15 protein-coding genes are annotated in these 18,102 nt (G+C 42.1%); 14 read left to right on the top strand and 1 reads right to left on the bottom strand.

What is annotated here, in order from left to right; genetic code table 11:
- Window positions 1-7 precede the first annotated feature (7 nt).
- From mecA to sufB, 7 genes are all read left to right on the top strand, one after another.
- Window positions 8-730 carry an adaptor protein MecA gene (gene mecA / locus P7J36_RS05140; RefSeq protein ID WP_002938171.1) on the top strand — a complete coding sequence of 241 codons (723 nt, stop codon included), beginning with the start codon at window positions 8-10 and terminating at the stop codon, window positions 728-730.
- The gene (locus P7J36_RS05135; protein ID WP_408551445.1) at window positions 727-1,899 is read left to right on the top strand and encodes an MraY family glycosyltransferase; all 1,173 of its coding nucleotides are present in this window, start codon (window positions 727-729) and stop codon (window positions 1,897-1,899) included. Before mecA ends, P7J36_RS05135 begins: the two co-directional genes overlap by 4 nt.
- A gap of 529 nt (window positions 1,900-2,428) precedes the next feature.
- Entirely contained in the window at window positions 2,429-3,202 is a 774-nt protein-coding gene (sufC, locus tag P7J36_RS05130) for a Fe-S cluster assembly ATPase SufC (protein ID WP_408551444.1), read from the top strand.
- Between the two features lie 16 nt (window positions 3,203-3,218).
- Window positions 3,219-4,481: a Fe-S cluster assembly protein SufD gene (gene sufD, locus P7J36_RS05125; RefSeq protein WP_408551443.1), complete on the top strand. Its 1,263-nt coding sequence runs from the start codon at window positions 3,219-3,221 to the stop codon at window positions 4,479-4,481.
- Window position 4,482: 1 nt separating this feature from the next.
- Window positions 4,483-5,709, top strand: coding sequence for a cysteine desulfurase (locus P7J36_RS05120; protein WP_408551442.1), 1,227 nt, complete (start codon window positions 4,483-4,485; stop codon window positions 5,707-5,709).
- Window positions 5,696-6,136 (top strand): Fe-S cluster assembly sulfur transfer protein SufU, encoded by a 441-nt coding sequence (gene sufU, locus P7J36_RS05115; RefSeq protein WP_408551441.1) that lies wholly within the window; start codon window positions 5,696-5,698, stop codon window positions 6,134-6,136. The genes P7J36_RS05120 and sufU overlap by 14 nt, the downstream gene beginning before the upstream one ends.
- Before the next feature lie 249 nt (window positions 6,137-6,385).
- Entirely contained in the window at window positions 6,386-7,801 is a 1,416-nt protein-coding gene (gene sufB, locus P7J36_RS05110; RefSeq protein WP_024379508.1) for a Fe-S cluster assembly protein SufB, read from the top strand.
- A gap of 651 nt (window positions 7,802-8,452) precedes the next feature.
- Here sufB and pbp3 read toward each other — a convergent pair.
- Window positions 8,453-9,694 (bottom strand): D-alanyl-D-alanine carboxypeptidase PBP3, encoded by a 1,242-nt coding sequence (gene pbp3, locus P7J36_RS05105; protein ID WP_408551440.1) that lies wholly within the window; start codon window positions 9,692-9,694, stop codon window positions 8,453-8,455.
- A gap of 212 nt (window positions 9,695-9,906) precedes the next feature.
- Between pbp3 and P7J36_RS05100 the strand changes: the two genes are divergently transcribed.
- The 7 genes from P7J36_RS05100 to P7J36_RS05070 all read left to right on the top strand — a co-directional run bounded on the left by P7J36_RS05100 (window position 9,907) and on the right by P7J36_RS05070 (window position 18,096).
- On the top strand, window positions 9,907-11,697 hold the full coding sequence (locus tag P7J36_RS05100) for an oligopeptide ABC transporter substrate-binding protein (protein ID WP_408551439.1): 1,791 nt from the start codon (window positions 9,907-9,909) through the stop codon (window positions 11,695-11,697).
- Between the two features lie 272 nt (window positions 11,698-11,969).
- A complete protein-coding gene (locus P7J36_RS05095) occupies window positions 11,970-12,968 on the top strand; it encodes an ABC transporter ATP-binding protein (protein WP_408551438.1) in 999 nt (332 codons plus the stop codon).
- A 2-nt stretch (window positions 12,969-12,970) separates the two neighbouring features.
- On the top strand, window positions 12,971-13,912 hold the full coding sequence (locus tag P7J36_RS05090) for an ATP-binding cassette domain-containing protein (RefSeq protein WP_029942771.1): 942 nt from the start codon (window positions 12,971-12,973) through the stop codon (window positions 13,910-13,912).
- A 1-nt stretch (window position 13,913) separates the two neighbouring features.
- Window positions 13,914-14,870 carry an oligopeptide ABC transporter permease gene (gene opp4B / locus P7J36_RS05085; RefSeq protein ID WP_172002587.1) on the top strand — a complete coding sequence of 319 codons (957 nt, stop codon included), beginning with the start codon at window positions 13,914-13,916 and terminating at the stop codon, window positions 14,868-14,870.
- Window positions 14,871-14,883: 13 nt separating this feature from the next.
- Window positions 14,884-15,786: an ABC transporter permease gene (locus P7J36_RS05080; protein WP_029187387.1), complete on the top strand. Its 903-nt coding sequence runs from the start codon at window positions 14,884-14,886 to the stop codon at window positions 15,784-15,786.
- A gap of 277 nt (window positions 15,787-16,063) precedes the next feature.
- Window positions 16,064-16,429 (top strand): Asp23/Gls24 family envelope stress response protein, encoded by a 366-nt coding sequence (locus P7J36_RS05075; protein ID WP_408551437.1) that lies wholly within the window; start codon window positions 16,064-16,066, stop codon window positions 16,427-16,429.
- 2 nt (window positions 16,430-16,431) lie between these two features.
- Window positions 16,432-18,096, top strand: coding sequence for a DAK2 domain-containing protein (locus P7J36_RS05070; RefSeq protein ID WP_408562434.1), 1,665 nt, complete (start codon window positions 16,432-16,434; stop codon window positions 18,094-18,096).
- Window positions 18,097-18,102 lie beyond the last annotated feature (6 nt).

Below are 18,102 nucleotides of genomic sequence, written 5' to 3'. Positions count from 1 at the left end.
GGTAGTTATGAAAGTAAAGCAAATTAGTGATTCAACCTTGAAAATCACTATAAAATTAGATGATTTGGAAGAGAGAGGAATGGAACTTTCGGACTTTCTCATTCCGCAAGAAAAGACAGAGGAGTTCTTCTATACTGTTTTGGATGAATTGGATTTACCAATGACTTTCCGAGAAAGCGGTATGCTGAGTTTTCGTGTGACTCCGAAGCCAGATCGGGTGGACATCTTTGTTACCAAGTCTGATTTGGATCAGAGCTTGAATTTCGATGAATTTACAGATTTGTCGGAACTTGGTGATGTCGCAAGTATGACTCCAGATGAGTTTTTCAAGAGTTTGGAGCAAACCGTTCGTGAGAAAAGTGCACCGGATGCAACAGCCGTTCGTCATTTGGAAGAGGTAGAGCAAGAGGAAGAAGCAGATGAAGAGGAGCAGGAGCGCTATATTTACTATATTTTGGAATTTCCAACGATAGAGGATCTGTTTACTTTTGTTGGTACGGTTGATTATCCAGTAGAAGAATCGGAATTATATAAAATGGATGGTCACTACTACTTGACCGTTCTTATCAATGTAGAAAATCGTTCCAAGCAGTATCCAGGCTACATTCTCTCACGAATGTTGGAATTTACCAATGATACGAAGTTGACCAGACCTGCTTTACAAGAACACGGAACTTTGATGCTTCCGCTTGCGGCAATCGAGGAGCTTAGGAAGGTTCCGACAGTATGATTCCTTTTGCTCTAAAATACATAATGGTTATTATTACAACCATGATCATATCAGCCATTGCGACCCCCTTGGTTCGTTTTATGTCCCTGAGGGTTGGAGCAGTCGATAATCCCAATGCACGACGGATAAATAAGGTGCCCATGCCTTCAGCGGGAGGTCTGGCCATCTTTGTGGCATTTACCATTTCTGTCCTATGGTTTTTACCAGGAATTGTTACCCGTGTCAATTACCATGGCACTTACTTGCATTATATCTGGCCCCTGGTCCTAGCATCCAGCATTATCGTTCTTACGGGATTCATTGATGATGTCAAGGAGCTAAAGCCTGCTCCTAAAATGTTTGGTATTCTAGCTGCAGCGACGCTCATTTGGATTTTTACGGAATTTCGTTTTGATAGCTTTAAGATTCCTTTTGGAGGACCTTTCCTTCAATTTCCTGTCTGGCTCTCTTTTCTATTAACGGTCCTTTGGATTGTTTCCATTACGAATGCAGTCAACTTGATTGATGGTCTGGATGGTCTGGTTTCGGGAGTATCGATTATTTCCTTGACAACGATGGGAATTGTGTCTTATTTCTTTTTGCATGATAGCAATATTTTTTTGACCTTAACCATCTTTGTTTTGGTTGCGGCGATTGTAGGATTTTTACCCTATAACTATAATCCTGCCATCATTTATCTTGGCGATACAGGAGCCCTTTTCATTGGGTTTATGATTGGAGTCTTGTCGCTTCAAGGACTGAAAAATTCGACAGCTGTTGCAGTGGTTACTCCGATGATTATTCTTGGAGTGCCTATTACGGATACTGTAGTAGCCATCATTCGTCGAAAATTGTCTGGACAAAAAATCTATGAAGCAGATAAGATGCATCTGCATCATCGCTTGCTCTCTCTGGGACTTACTCATCGTGGCACTGTATTGGTGATTTACGCCATCTCTTTCTTATTCTCCCTGACCTCTCTTTTGCTCAATGTTTCGAGTCGAATAGGGGGTATTCTCCTATTGGTGACCATGGGACTGGGGATTGAGATTCTCTGTGAATTGATTGGCATCTTTGGTATCAATAGAACTCCGTTGCTCAATCTCCTTCGGTTTATTGGTAATAGTAGTTACCGTCAAGAAAAAATCGCAAAGTATAAAAAGTGCTACGAAGAGAAAAAAAGAAAATAAGAATCTTTCTAAACAAGATAAGAGCCGTCAGGCTCTTTTTTTGATATAATATAGCGGATATGGTTAATTAATACTCAATGAAAATCAAAAGTAGCCTAGGAAACGAAGCCGAAGGTAGAACTCTGTTACTATCTTATTTCAAGGTAACAGGCTGAAAACCTCCACTGGAGCTTTTCACTCATCAAGGTAAGTTGACAACGGATAATTTTGATTTTCGAAGAGTATAAAATTGTCAGAAAAGACTATTTTATAGATTAACACTCTCTGAAAATCATCATTAACAAGAAAAGAGGCTGGGCTCAAGCCCCGCACCGCTTCTCAAAGTTAGCGTCAACATCTCAATGCAGTGGTTGATTGGAGTTAACAGTCCGGTGGAGTGCAACAACTAGAAATAAAGACTTGTTGACGAACTCTTCTATGAATGGTCGAGTTCTTTCCCACTGCCAAAGTTGAGTCTTATCGGTGTGTCTAGTTAGCTTGGTCAGTTAATGTGGTTATTGAAGAGGAAAAAAATGAAAAGGAGCACAGCATGTCAGTATTAGAAATCAAAGACCTTCATGTGGAAATTGAAGGCAAAGAAATCTTGAAGGGTGTCAATTTGACCCTCAAAACAGGTGAAATTGCAGCTATCATGGGACCTAACGGAACAGGGAAATCCACCCTTTCAGCAGCCATCATGGGCAATCCAAGTTATGAAGTGACCCAAGGGGAAATTCTCTTTGACGGTGTCAATATTTTGGAGTTGGAAGTCGATGAGCGTGCCCGTATGGGACTCTTCTTGGCTATGCAATACCCGTCAGAAATTCCAGGGATTACTAATGCAGAGTTCCTCCGTGCTGCTATGAATGCTGGCAAGGAAGATGAAGACAAGATTTCTGTCCGTGATTTCATTACCAAGTTGGACGAAAAAATGGAACTCCTCAACATGAAAGAAGAAATGGCAGAGCGTTACCTCAACGAAGGTTTCTCAGGTGGTGAGAAAAAACGCAATGAGATTCTGCAATTACTCATGTTGGAACCAACCTTTGCTCTTCTTGACGAGATTGACTCAGGCTTGGATATTGATGCGCTTAAAGTCGTGTCAAAAGGAATCAATGCTATGCGTGGGGAAGGCTTCGGTGCCCTGATTATCACCCACTACCAACGCTTGCTCAACTACATCACACCAGACGTTGTCCATGTCATGATGGAAGGCCGTGTCGTGCTTTCAGGCGGACCAGAATTGGCGCAACGCTTGGAAAAAGAAGGATATGTCCAAGTTGCAGCTGAGCTTGGCATTGACTACAAAGAAGATGACATTTAAGTCTTTGGAGGAAGCTATGACCAAAGAAAAGATTCAAGAATTTTCAGCCTTGCAGGCAGAACCAACTTGGTTGACAGACCTGCGTCTTAAGGCTTTTGACAAAATAGCAGAGCTGGACTTGCCGGTTATCGAGCGGGTCAAGTTTCACCGTTGGAATTTAGGTGACGGAAGCCTAGCCACAAATGATGAAATCGGGACTGTTCCAGATTTTACAGCTATCGGTGACAATCCTATGTTGGTCCAAGTTGGTAGCCAAACTGTTCTAGAGCAGTTGCCGGTTGACCTTGTGGAGAAGGGTGTAGTCTTTACAGACTTCGCATCGGCTATGGACATCATTCCAGATGTGCTTGAAAAGTACCTCGGATCTGCCGTAGCCTACGACGAGCACAAATTGGCAGCCTACAATACCGCCTATTTCAACGCAACAGCTGTCCTCTACGTACCAGATAATGTTGAAATCGACCAGCCAGTTGAGGCCCTTTTCTACCAAGACAGCACTAGTCCAGTTGCCTTTAACAAACGTGTCCTCATCATCGCTGGAAAAAATGCCAAGCTAAATTACCTAGAGCGTTTTGAAAGTCTAGGTGACGGCGCAGCAGCGACTTCAGCCAATATTGTCGTGGAAGTCATTGCTCTTGCTGGTAGCCAAATCAAGTTTGCGGCTATTGACCGCCTTGGTAAGCATTTGGATACCTATCTCAACCGTCGTGGCTATCTCGGAAACGATGCAACGATTGACTGGGCGATTGGTCTGCTCAACGAAGGAAATGTGGTTGCCGATTTGGACAGCGAATTAAAAGGAAACGGCAGTCATGCCAACCTCAAAGTTGTCGGCCTTTCATCTGGTCGTCAGGTACAAGGTGTGGATACGCGCGTGACCAACTACGGTCATAATTCGGTCGGTCACATCCTGCAACATGGGGTTATCTTAGAAAGCGGAACCTTGACTTTTAATGGTATCGGACACATTGTCCGTGGTGCAAAAGGTGCAGATGCCCAGCAAGAAAGCCGTGTCCTCATGCTGTCTGACAAGGCTCGCTCCGATGCAAACCCAATTCTCCTTATCGACGAGAATGAGGTCACAGCTGGACACGCAGCCTCAATCGGTCAGGTGGATCCAGAAGACATGTACTACCTCATGAGTCGTGGTCTGGACCGAGCAACTGCTGAACGCTTGGTTGTTCGTGGTTTCCTTGGCGCAGTCATTACCGAAATTCCTGTCAAAGAAGTTCGTGACCAACTGATTGCCGTGATTGAAGAAAAACTAACAAAGAGATAAGATGATTGATTTTGACCGCATTCGCAAGGATTTTTCAATCCTAGACCAAGTTGTTAACGATGAGCCGCTGGTCTATTTGGACAATGCAGCGACCACTCAAAAAACGCAGCAGGTACTGGATGTGCTGGCAGATTATTACCAGAAGGACAATGCCAATGTCCACCGTGGTGTCCATACCCTGTCAGAACGGGCAACGGCTCGCTATGAAGCCGCTAGGCAGAAGGTGGCTGATTTTATCCAGGCCAAGTCTAGCAAGGAAATCCTCTTCACCAGAGGTACGACCACCGGTCTCAACTGGGTAGCTCAGTTTGCAAAGGAAATTCTCCAGCCAGACCAGGAAGTGATCATCTCGGTTCAAGAGCACCACTCCAATATCATCCCTTGGCAGCAAGCCTGTCAGCAAACAGGTGCCAAGCTCCGCTATGTGACCCTAAAAGACGGCGAGCTAGACATGGATCACCTGCGGTCGCTACTATCTTCCAAGACCAAGTTCGTCTCTCTAGCTCATGTGTCCAATGTCCTAGGCAGTGTGGCTCCTATCGGGGAAATAGCAGAGCTGGTACATGAAGTTGGAGCTTACTTGGTGGTGGACGGAGCCCAGTCCGTTCCCCACATGACCGTCAACGTGCAAGAATTAGACGTGGACTTCTATGCCTTTTCAGGTCATAAGATGTTAGGTCCGACAGGAATCGGCGTTCTCTACGGCAAGGAAGAATTACTCAATCTCATGTCGCCAGTTGAATTCGGCGGTGAAATGATTGACTTTGTCTATGAGCAGTCAGCAACTTGGAAGGAATTGCCTTGGAAGTTTGAGGCAGGAACGCCCAATATTGCAGGTGCGATTGGGCTGGGAGCAGCCATTGATTACCTGATGGAAATCGGCATGGACGCTATCCAGGCCCACGAGGCAGAACTGGTTGACTATGTCTTTCCAAAATTGCAGGCTATTCCAGGCTTGACCGTTTATGGTAGTCAGGACCTGTCCAAGCGGACGGGAGTTATTGCCTTTAACTTGGACGACTTGCATCCACACGATGTGGCAACTGCTCTGGACTATGAAGGTGTTGCTGTGCGGGCTGGCCACCATTGTGCCCAACCGCTTCTCAGATATTTGCAGGTTCCTGCTACTGTACGAGCAAGTTTTTACATCTACAATACCAAGGCCGACTGTGATAAGTTGGTCGAGGCAATCATCAAGACAAAGGAGTTTTTCAATGGCCCTATCTAGATTAGATTCTCTTTATATGGCAGTTGTGTCTGAACACTCCAAGTCACCTCGTCATCGTGGGAGCTTGGACGGAGTGGAAAAGTTGGAACTCCACAACCCAACCTGCGGCGATGTGATTGAACTATCAGTCAAGATTGAAAAAGATGTGATTACCGATATTGCTTTTGACGGAGTTGGCTGTACCATTTCAACCGCATCAGCTTCTATGATGACTGAAGCAGTGCTCGGCAAAGAAATCAGTCAGATTCAAGAGCTGGCGGAAATCTTCTCACAAATGGTCCAAGGGCAAGATGATGAACGTCAAAAGGAACTAGGGGACGCCTCCCTCCTTGCAGGTGTCGCCAAATTCCCCCAACGCATCAAATGTGCTACACTTCCATGGAATGCCATTAAGAAAGCAATCGAACGCAGTGAGAGTGCTAACTGAGCATCAATATAGTCATTTAGTTTTTCTTTTATTACTTCGTTAACTCGCTTTGCCGTACTCCAGTACTGTCTGCAGCTCGTTGCCTAGTACTAAAAGTAAACTAAAAGACTATATAAATAAACAAAAAACGAAAATCATACAGAAAGGATTGTTCAGTTTCTGATTGGAAATGAAATTGAACAGGCCCAGCAAGTATTTAAGAGAGCGTAACTGCTATTTTCATACTTTTTGGGCTTAGTATCTTATATTATGTCAGAAGAAAGAATTGAACCAACCCCGATTGACCTTGGGGAATACAAATTCGGTTTCCATGACGAGAACGTGGAACTGGTGGCTTCGACTGGTAAGGGTTTGAGCGAAGAAGTCATTCGTGAAATGTCCCGTATCAAAGGCGAGCCCGAATGGATGTTGGAATTCCGTTTGAAATCCTATGAAACCTTCAAGAAAATGCCTATGCAGACCTGGGGAGCCGACTTGTCGGAACTGGATTTTGATGATATTGTTTACTATCAAAAACCGTCGGATAAGCCAGCACGTAGCTGGGATGATGTTCCAGACAAAATCAAAGAAACCTTTGAACGCATCGGGATTCCAGAAGCCGAGCGTGCTTACCTGGCAGGAGCTTCTGCCCAGTACGAATCAGAAGTGGTCTACCACAATATGAAGGAAGAGTACGACAAACACGGTATAATCTTTACAGATACCGACACGGCTCTCAAGGAACATCCAGAACTCTTCAAAAAATACTTTGGAAAACTTGTTCCGCCGTCAGACAATAAACTAGCTGCCCTCAACTCAGCGGTTTGGTCAGGCGGGACCTTCATCTACGTACCAAAAGGCGTTAAGTTGGATATTCCACTCCAAACCTATTTCCGTATCAACAACGAGGGAACAGGTCAGTTTGAACGCACCCTTATCATCGTGGATGAAGGAGCGAGTGTTCACTACGTAGAAGGCTGTACCGCTCCGACTTACTCAACGGCCAGCCTCCACGCTGCTATTGTGGAAATCATTGCCCACGAAGGTGCCTACATGCGTTATACGACTATTCAAAACTGGTCAGATAATGTCTATAACCTAGTAACCAAACGTGCCCGTGCTGAGAAAAATGCTACAGTTGAGTGGATTGACGGGAACCTTGGTGCTAAGACGACCATGAAATATCCTGCGGTTTACTTGGAAGGCGAAGGAGCCCGTGGAACGATGTTATCCATTGCCTTTGCCAATAAGGGTCAGGTACAGGATACCGGTGCCAAGATGATCCACAATGCACCACGGACTTCTTCTTCTATCGTATCCAAATCCATTGCCCGTGGCGGTGGAGAAGTAAACTACCGTGGTCAAGTGACTTTTGCTAAAAACTCAGCTAAATCTATCAGCCACATCGAGTGTGACACCATTATAATGGATGATATTTCCAAATCAGATACCATTCCATTTAATGAAATTCACAACTCACAAGTGGCCCTCGAACACGAAGCCAAAGTATCAAAAATATCAGAAGAACAGCTTTACTACCTCATGAGCCGAGGTCTATCCGAATCCGAAGCCACAGAGATGATTGTCATGGGCTTTGTCGAACCATTCACAAAAGAACTCCCAATGGAATACGCAGTCGAACTCAACAGACTGATTGCCTATGAAATGGAGGGGAGCGTTGGCTAATTTGTGTAGCTCCACATAGCTAAAAAGCTATTTGGAGCACACAAATGCCAACGCTCGTTGGAAATAGGGAGCGACGGCAGTCGCTCTTCTCTATAAATAACATAGTCTGGGAGACTATTTTTATCCTACTGACGTCGCTTCCTGTAAGGAAGCGATATTTAATAAGGAGTTACGCAGGAACTCCCTCCAAGGAAGTAGGAGATAAGGAGTAGCGAAAGCTACTCTACATTGTAATGCCAACGCTCGTTGGAAATAGGGAGCGACGGCAGTCGCTCTTCTCTATAAATAACATAGTCTGGGAGACTATTTTTATCCTACTGACGTCGCTTCCTGTAAGGAAGCGATATTTAATAAGGAGTTACGCAGGAACTCCCTCCAAGGAAGTAGGAGATAAGGAGTAGCGAAAGCTACTCTACATTGCAATGCCGACACTCGTTGGAGATAGGGAGCGACGGCAGTCGCTCTTCTTTGTAATCATAATAACCTTATCACAATTCCATGCCTTCCACGCTCGTCATTTTCTGTAAGAAAATGATATGTAGTGAGGAGTTCCACAGGAACTCCCTCCAAGGAAGTAGGAGATAAGGAGTAGCGGATATCACTCTGCGATAAAAAAATAGTATGTCGAAAATTGTTCGACATACTATTTTTTTATAATTTTTCATTGACATAGCGGACAAATTGATTCCACCAAGAGAAAGGCCAGAATGCTTCTTTCATATCGCTAGGGATAATCATATCGACACTAGCTTGTTCGGAAATATAACCTTTTCCAATGAGATCTTGATCTTTCAGTTGCAGTTTGCCAACCAGGGTCCCTGCTTTGAGGGGAGCATCAATTTCTTTTATATCCGTTGTGAAAGTTGCGGTGGGGACATTATCAGTTTGATTTCGTTGAACAACAGTTAAATCTGCTGCCGCAACAACAGGACTTGTTTCTTTTTCGCCATTGAAAACCTTTATCTTACTATCTTCAAAAGCTTCACCTTTTTTTACTAGCGTAACAAGCGAAAAGTTAGAATAAACATAGTTCATCAAATCATTTGTCGCGACAAATCGATTTTCTGGAGAGGTCAGCCCATCAGTGGCATTCAATACTACTGTGATAATGCGCATACCAGCTTGTTGAGTTGTTGCAAGAAAACTTGAACCTGCTGAGTTTGAGGTCCCTGTTTTTAAGCCGTCAACCCCTCCACGAGCGTGAGTACCATCGCTTAGCATTTGGTTGGTGCTATAGTAAGTGTAGCCACCAAAATCGTAGGCGTTTAGTGAGGTAATGTCGAGTACCTGAGGATAGTCGAGTATTAATCGTCTTGCAATGATAGCAACATCTAAGGCTGAAAACATATTTACATCTTCAGGACTGGAGCCTGGATAAATATTTTCACCCAAGTCGGTATTGTCTAGTCCGGATACATTTACAATCTTTGCGTCAGTAATTCCCCATTCTTGGACTTTTGCTTTCATTCGATCCACGAATGCAGCTTCGCTACCGGCTATTTTTTCTGCCAGAGCAATAATAGCACTATTGGATGATGTTATCAAAGAAGCGTTTAATAGGTCTCTTACTGAATAGGAACGTTCATCCAGGTTGACATTGCTTAATTCTGTATTAGAAGTGAGGCTATAGGGATAATCAGAAATGTCTACCATAGTATCAAGAGTAATCTCACCTTTTTCCAAAGACTCGTAAACCAGATAGATACTCAAGAGCTTACTGATAGAAGCAATGCTTGCTTTGGTTTCGGCATCTTGCTCATACAAGATTTTGCCGCTACTTACTTCAACTGCGATAGCATGCTTGGTTGCAACAGAAAAATCTTCTGCAATAATCGGTGTGGAAGTCAAAAAAAATGCAAGAATCGTAGTGAGTGTTATTAGAAGTTTACGCATAATCGTTCCTTTATCTGTTATTTGTTTCTATTATATCACAAGAAATGTGAGAAAAACTTGGGAAAAACATGTAAAAAATGAGAAAATGCTGAAAAATTATGTTTTTACAAAATTTTCTGACAAAAAGACTTTATTTAAGAAAATTTTATGATATAATGGTTTTTATAAGACATAGTAATATGTGTCAAACAAAAAGAAAACAGAGGTGTTTTATGAAAAAGACAACGAAACTTTTTGCACTTGCAGGTGTGACTCTCCTTTCAGCATCTGTTCTTGCAGCATGTGGTTCTAAACAATCAGGTGCAGCAAAACAGGAATTGTCATTCCCATCTGAAGTAAAACAAGATGGGACAGCTGTTTCTGACGCTCAGTTGAAATATGCATGGGTATCACCAACAACTTCATCAGGTCTTTTGATTGATGAATTGACTGAAAACACAACTGACTCAACCTTTGGTGGTTTTGTTGATATTTCAATGTTTGGTTACGATGGAGATCGTAAGTTGGATGATTCAGGTCTTGCTAAAGCTGAATTTGATGTAGCAGGTAAGAAAATCACAGTTAGCTTGACTGGTAAAGACTACAAGTGGTCAGATGGTGAACCATTTACTATCGATGATTACATCTTTACTATCAAGTCAATGGCAAGCAAAGACTATACAGGTGTTCGTTTTGATGATAAATTCTTGAACATTGAAGGTATGAAAGAATTCGTTGCTGGAACAGCTTCTGACATCTCTGGTCTTAAGAAAATTGATGACTACACAGTGGAATTGACTGTAAAAGAAATGTCACCTTCTATGATGTATGCCGGTGGTGATGTTCCATCCTTTATTCAACCAGAGCACATCTATAAAGATATTCCTGTGGCAGATTGGGAAAAGAGTGAGTATTCACGTACAGCTAAACTTGTTGGTATGGGACCTTGGAAAATCAAGGAAATCGTAAACGGTGAGTCTATCACTTACGTACCAAACGAATACTACTTTAAAGGAAAAGTTCAAAAAACAAGTTCATTGAAGGTTGATATTGTATCTCCTGATACTATTGTTTCTGAGATGAAAGCTGGTAACTATGACATCGCTGAGATGCCTGTTGACCAGTTGGATTCATACAAAGAAGCATCCAACTTGAATATTGTTGGTTCACTTAACTCGTCTTATGAATATATTTCATTCAACCTTGGTAAATATGATGAAGCAGCAGGCAAAAACGTTATGAACGAAAATGCTAAGATGAATGATGTAAAACTTCGTCAAGCGATTGCCTACGCAATTGATACCAAGACAGCTGGTGAGTCATTGTACAATGGTCTTTACCACCCAGCAAAATCATTGATTATCTCATTCTTCGGCGATATTCATGATTCAGAGTTGGAAGGTTATTCATACGATCCTGAAAAAGCTAAGAAACTCTTAGACGAAGCTGGCTATAAAGATGTAGATGGCGACGGAATCCGTGAAGGTAAAGATGGTAAAGAATTCAAGATTACCTTTGCAGCTCGTAAACGTACTGAAGCTAACGAAGCACTTGTACAACAGTACATTGCTTGGTGGAAAGAAGTCGGCTTGAACGTTGAATTGTACACAGGTCGTACAGTTGAAGTAAATACATTCTACGATGCGATTCAAGCAAATGATCCTGCTATCGATATGTATGCTGGTGGTTGGTCTACAGGTTACGATCCAAACCCAACAGGACTTTGGGGAGAAGTTGCTCAGTTCAACATGTCACGTTTCGTATCTGAAGAAAATACAAAATTGTTGAATGCTATTAGCTCTACAGAATCATTTGACGATAAGAAAAATGTTGAGAACTATAAGGCTTGGCAAAAATATGCTGCCGAGCAAGCATTTGCGATTCCAACATTTGAATCTGAAAAGGTTACAGCACTTAACAAACGTGTGAAAAACTATGATTCAAACTATGGTTCAGCTTCAGGAAACGGTATTGCTTATGAAGGTATTGAACTAACTGCTGACAAAGGTGTAGCTGCAGAATAATATTAGCAGATAACAATAGAATCTGAAAAAGCCAACTTGGTTGGCTTTTTCAGATTGCTATTGGAATTTTCAGATAATTATGGTATAGTAGAACCAGTACACAAAAATGATATATATTATTTTTGAATGTTTAGTAAACGTTATCAAACTCTATATGGACTTGGTAGGTTTAGTAAAGAAGATTTAAAAAGGTCACTTTCCACATGCCGAAAGGTACTTGACTTGAACGATGAATGAAGTTGGAATAGCTGACGAACAAAGGAGGAGAAAGCGTGGCTACTGAAAAACCGCTTTTAGACATTAAGGATTTACACGTTGGATTCCGCATTGGAGATGATTATTTTGATGCAGTCGATGGTGTTGATATTTCCTTACAAAAGAATGAAATTTTAGCAATTGTTGGGGAATCTGGCTGTGGTAAGTCAACGTTGGCAACAACTATTATGGGTTTGCACAATCCATTGAATACTAAAATTACAGGCAGCATCCAGTACAATGATATGGAATTGATTGGAATGGATGAAGCCAAGTATAACACAGTGCGTGGTAACGATATTGGTATGATTTTCCAGGATCCCTTGGCTTCTTTAAATCCATTGATGACCATTGGTGCACAGATTGACGAGGCCTTATTCTACCATACAGATTTGGATGCCAATGCCCGTACGGAGCGTGTTTTGGAATTGTTGGCTCAAGTAGGTATTCCGAATCCTAAGCGTACCTTTAAGCAGTATCCACATGAACTTTCAGGTGGTATGCGTCAGCGTATTATTATTGCAATGGCTCTTTCTTGTAAGCCACCAATTATTATTGCCGATGAGCCAACGACAGCCTTGGACGTTACCATTCAGGCACAGATTTTGGACCTTTTGAATGATATTCAGGCTGAAACAGGTTCAGGTATTATCCTGATTACCCACGATTTGGGTGTAGTAGCAGAAACGGCAGACCGTGTAGCAGTTATGTATGGTGGTCAGTTTGTCGAAGTAGCTCCCGTTGAGGAACTCTTTACCAATCCAAAACACCCATATACTTGTTCACTCTTGAAGTCAAATCCACAATCTGGTAGTGAAGGTGGCGAATTACACGTTATTGATGGAATTGTACCGCCAATTACGAAGATGTTGCGCAAAGGTTGTCGTTTTGCACCACGTATTCCGTGGATTGATGCAACAGCTCATGAAGAAAATCCAGTGATGCATGAGATTGGTCCTGACCATTTTGTGCGTTGTACATGTCATGAGACATTCTATTTTGAAGGGGAGGCCTAATAGTGGGATTTATTGAAGTAAAAGATTTAAAAGTCCATTATCCAATTCGTAGTGGCTTCTTTAACCGTGTCACAGACCATGTCTACGCTGTAGATGGTGTAAATATTGAAATTGAAGAAGGTAAGACCTATGGCTTGGTTGGTGAATCAGGTTCAGGTAAATCAACAATTGGTAAGGCAATTATTGGTTTGGAACGTGCTACTTCAGGACAAATCATCTATGAAGGGCAAAATGTAACCAATAAATCACGTGGTAAAAAAGGAAACTTTAACCGCGATGTGCAGATGATTTTCCAAGATTCGCTTTCTAGTTTCAACCCTAAAAAGCGTATTTTAGACATTATTGCAGAGCCTATTCGTAACTTTGACCGTCTGTCTCCAGATGAGGAAAAGAAAAAAGTTCTTCAATTATTGGATACGATTGGTCTAAATGAAGAAGCTTTAATTAAATACCCGCATGAGTTTTCTGGTGGTCAACGTCAGCGTATCGGCGTGGCACGTGCCTTGGCAAGTAATCCTCGTTTGATTATTGCCGATGAGCCTGTTTCTGCCTTAGACTTGTCTGTTCAAGCACAGGTCTTGAACTATATGAAACGCATCCAGGATGAGTTCAAACTCAGTTATCTATTTATTTCCCATGACCTTGGTGTGGTGCAACATATGTGTGATGAGTTGTTCATCATGTATCGTGGTCGTTTTGTTGAAACAGGGAATAAAAACGATATTTATAATAATCCCCAGCATATCTACACCAAACGTCTCCTATCAGCTATTCCGTCCATTGATCCAGTGAATCGCTTGAAAAATAAAGAGAAACGTTTGGCTGCAGAGAAGGAATATCAAGAGAAACAAGGTCAGTACTATGATGAAAACGGTCGTGTATATGATTTGAAAGCCTTCTCGGCAACTCATCAGGTAGCCCTTCCAGAAGGAGGTAAGAACTAAGATGTGGAAAACAATATTACGTCGTTTACTCATGATGATTCCTCAGATTATCATTCTGAGTGTCATTGCTTTCTTTGTAGCGAAAATGATGCCTGGTGATCCATTTACCGGTATGATTGACCCTAATATCGACCCTGCTATTATCGAACAGAAACGTATTGCAGCCGGGTATTATGATCCAATCCATATCCAGTATTTCCGCTGGGTCGGTAATCTTTTGCAAGGTGATTTTGGTCAAAGTATCCTCTTTAAACAACCGGTTATTGATGTTATTATGCAACGTTTGAATAACACGATTTGGTTGTCATTACTTACTATGATCTTGACCTACGCTATCGCTCTTCCTTTGGGGATGATTGCAGGTCGTTACCAAAATTCTTTGGCTGATAAAATCATTGGTGTATACAATTTCTTGACCTTCTCAACTCCAACCTTTGTATTTGCGATCTTGATGCTATGGTTGTTTGGTTTTAGTTTGGGCTGGTTCCCAACGCGTGGATCCATTGGTGGCGATGTTGAAGGATTTGCAGCGATTTTAAGTCGTCTACACCATATGATTTTGCCGGCTATTACGATGGCGATTTTGTCAACAACAGTTACTATCCAATATCTTCGTACAGGGATTATCGATGCCAAGAGTCAGGACTATGTCCGTACAGCTCGTGCTAAAGGTGTGCCTGAACGCGTGGTGTACAACCGTCACATTTTCCGTAACTCTATTTTGCCTATTGCATCATTCTTGGGTTACGAATTGACAGGTTTGATTGGTGGATCGATCTTTATTGAAAATATCTTTACCTATCCTGGTATTGGTCAATTGTTCTTCAACTCTATCTCAAGCCGTGATTACAGTGTCATCTTGGCTCTCTTGTTAATCTTTGGTATGGGAACTTTGTTGGGAACTTTGATTTCAGATATTATCATGAGTATTGTAGACCCACGTATCCGTGTGAAATAGAAGGAGGAGTAAGGTGAGTAAAGAAAATAAAAAACAAGTACAATCAGCTTCAACTCCTCCAGGTGGTTTTCGTGTCATTGCACGAGAATTTATGAAGGATAAGCTGGCTTTGACTTCATTGATTATCTTGGTAACAGTTCTTTTAGGTGTTTTCATTGGAGCTTTGATTTTAGACCAAGAACAAGTGATGAAAGTCAATCTTTTAGGACGTTACTTGGAACCAGGTGTTGATGGTTATATCTTAGGAACCGATGAAGGTGGTAAAGATATCTTTGGTCAATTGATTATCGGTGCCCGTAATTCAATTATTATCGGTTTTACCATTACGATTATTACTAGTATTGTTGGTATCTCAGTTGGTCTAATCTCAGGTTATTATGGTGGTCGTTTAGACGGTTTCTTAATGCGAATTGTAGATTTCATTATGATTTTGCCAGTAACCATGCTTATTATTGTTTTTGTAACAGTAATTAAAAACTATACCATCTATCACTTTATTTTGATCATGAGTGCCTTTTATTGGACAGCCAAGGCCCGTCTCTTCCGTACAAGAACCTTGTCAGAAGCGAGCTTGGATTATGTCAATGCATCCAAAACACTTGGAACAAGCGACTTTATGATTATGTTCCGCGAAATCTTGCCAAACTTGAGTTCATTGATTATCGTTAACTTGACACTCAACTTTGCAGGTAATATCGGTATTGAAACCTCATTGACCTATCTTGGATTTGGTCTTCCATCGACTGTCCCAAGTTTGGGTACCTTGATTTCAAATGCCCGCAATGCAGATATTTTGGAAAACAAGACATGGATTTGGTTGCCAGCAGCCATCTTCATCTTGGTCATGATGCTTTGTATCAACTATGTCGGTCAAGCCTTCCAACGTGCTGCCGATGCCAAACAACGTTTGGGTTAAGCAAATATATAAGAGGCTGGGCTCAAGCCCAGCTCCACTACTCAGAGTTCGTGTCAACATCTCAGCGCAGTGGTTGATTGGCAGATTTGTTCGTGTTTCACACTCCAAATCTGACCTAATCAACTGTGCGGGGGTGGGAAAACGAACTCTTTTTTGGACTAGTCGAGTTCTTTCCCGCTCCCTTTTTCTGTACATTTCAGCTGTCACAGGCTTGTTTTTTACAGAATTTAGAAAATGTGGTAAAATGGAGTGATAAAACTATTTGAGGTAAGGAATTATGACTGTAAAAATCAATACAAAAGACGGCCAGATTGAATTGACTGATGACGTGATTGCCACAGTTGTCGGTGGAGCTACGACCGAAATTTTTGGTGTTGTGGGTATGGCTAGTAAGTCTGCGATTAAGGATAATTTTCAGGCTCTATTGCGTAAAGAAAATTATTCCAAAGGTGTTGTCATTAAGACCTTGGAAGACGGTCGCATTGCAGTCGATGTTTACACTGTTATGAGCTATGGTGTAAAAATCAGTGAAGTATCTCGCAATATCCAAGAACGTGTTAAGTTCAACTTGGAGAATCAGTTGGGTATCACAGTAGATGCTGTGAATGTATTTATCCAAAATATTAAAGTCGTAGGAGAATAATTGTGTCTAAAATTACTACTAGTTTATTTCAAGAAATGGTGCAGGCGGCATCAACTCGTCTAAATAAACAAGCTGAATATGTAAACTCATTAAACGTCTTCCCAGTGCCAGATGGCGATACTGGAACCAACATGGGGATGACTATTACCAATGGTGCTAAAGAAGTAGCAGATAAGTCTGCTTCTACTGTTGGAGAAGTTGCGCAAATTCTTTCTAAGGGCTTGTTGATGGGAGCTCGTGGAAACTCAGGTGTTATTACGTCGCAATTGTTCCGCGGTTTTGGTCAATCTGTTAAAGGCAAGGTTGAATTGGACGGTAAGGATTTGGCGCAAGCCTTTCAACATGGTGTAGAAGTGGCTTATAAAGCCGTTATGAAGCCAGTTGAAGGTACAATTCTTACTGTTTCGCGTGGGGCAGCCACTGCCGCTTTGAAAAAGGCAGAAGAGACTGATGATGCGGTTGAGGTCATGCGTGCCACTCTTGACGGTGCTAATCGTGCTCTTAAGAAAACGCCAGAGATGCTTCCAGTCTTGAAAGAGGTTGGTGTTGTTGATTCAGGTGGACAAGGTCTTGTTTACATTTATGAAGGCTTCTTGTCAGCTTTGACAGGTGAGTATATTGCTTCGGAAGATTTTGAGGCGACACCAGCTGTCATGTCTGAGATGATCAATGCTGAGCACCACAAGTCAGTTGCGGGTCATGTAGCGACTGAAGATATTACCTTTGGTTATTGTACCGAAATCATGGTAGCTCTTCGCCAAGGCCCTACTTACGTCAAGGACTTTGATTATGAAGAATTCCGCAACTATCTGAATGACCTTGGGGATTCTCTCCTAGTTGTCAACGATGATGAAATCGTTAAAGTCCATGTCCATACAGAAGATCCAGGTTTGGTCATGCAAGCGGGTCTTCAATACGGTAGCTTGGTCAAGGTAAAAGTGGACAATATGCGTGAGCAACATGAAGCTCAGGTTGAGAAAGAAGAAAGTTTCCAACAACCGGCTGAACAAAAAGAGTATGGCATTATTGCTGTTGCGGCAGGCGAGGGATTGACAGAAATCTTCAAATCACAAGGTGTTGATTATGTGATTTCTGGTGGTCAAACTATGAACCCTTCGACAGAAGACTTTGTCAACGCAATTGAGTTGGTCAATGCCCGTAATGTCATCTTGTTGCCAAACAACAAGAACATCTTGATGGCTGCTCAGACTGCAGCAGAAGTTGCGGAAGTTGCGGTTAAGGTTGTGGAAACCAAGACTCTGCCACAAGGTTTCACTAGCTTGCTTGCCTTTGATCCAAGTCGTGATTTGGAAAGTAACTTTGAAGCCATGACGGCATCTCTCGCAGAGGTGAAAAGCGGTAGCGTGACAACTGCAGTCCGTGACACAACCATCGATGGTCTTGAAATCCATGAAAATGACAACCTTGGTATGGTTGATGGTAAGATTGTGGTTTCTAATCCAGATATGATGGAAACACTTGTCGCTACATTTGAGAAAATGCTCGATGAAGACAGCGAAATCGTGACGATCTATATCGGTGAAGATGGTAATGAAGAATTGGCACAAGCTCTTGCTGAACAGCTAGAAGAACAATTTGAAGATGTCGAGGTCGAAATCCATCAAGGAAATCAACCAGTCTACCCATATCTTTTCAGCGTAGAATAAACAAAA

The organism is Streptococcus suis (assembly GCF_046032115.1).
In the GTDB taxonomy this organism is placed as follows: domain Bacteria; phylum Bacillota; class Bacilli; order Lactobacillales; family Streptococcaceae; genus Streptococcus; species Streptococcus suis_AJ.
Note: the sequence above shows the minus strand (reverse complement) of the source record. Positions and strands in the feature narration are given on the sequence as shown.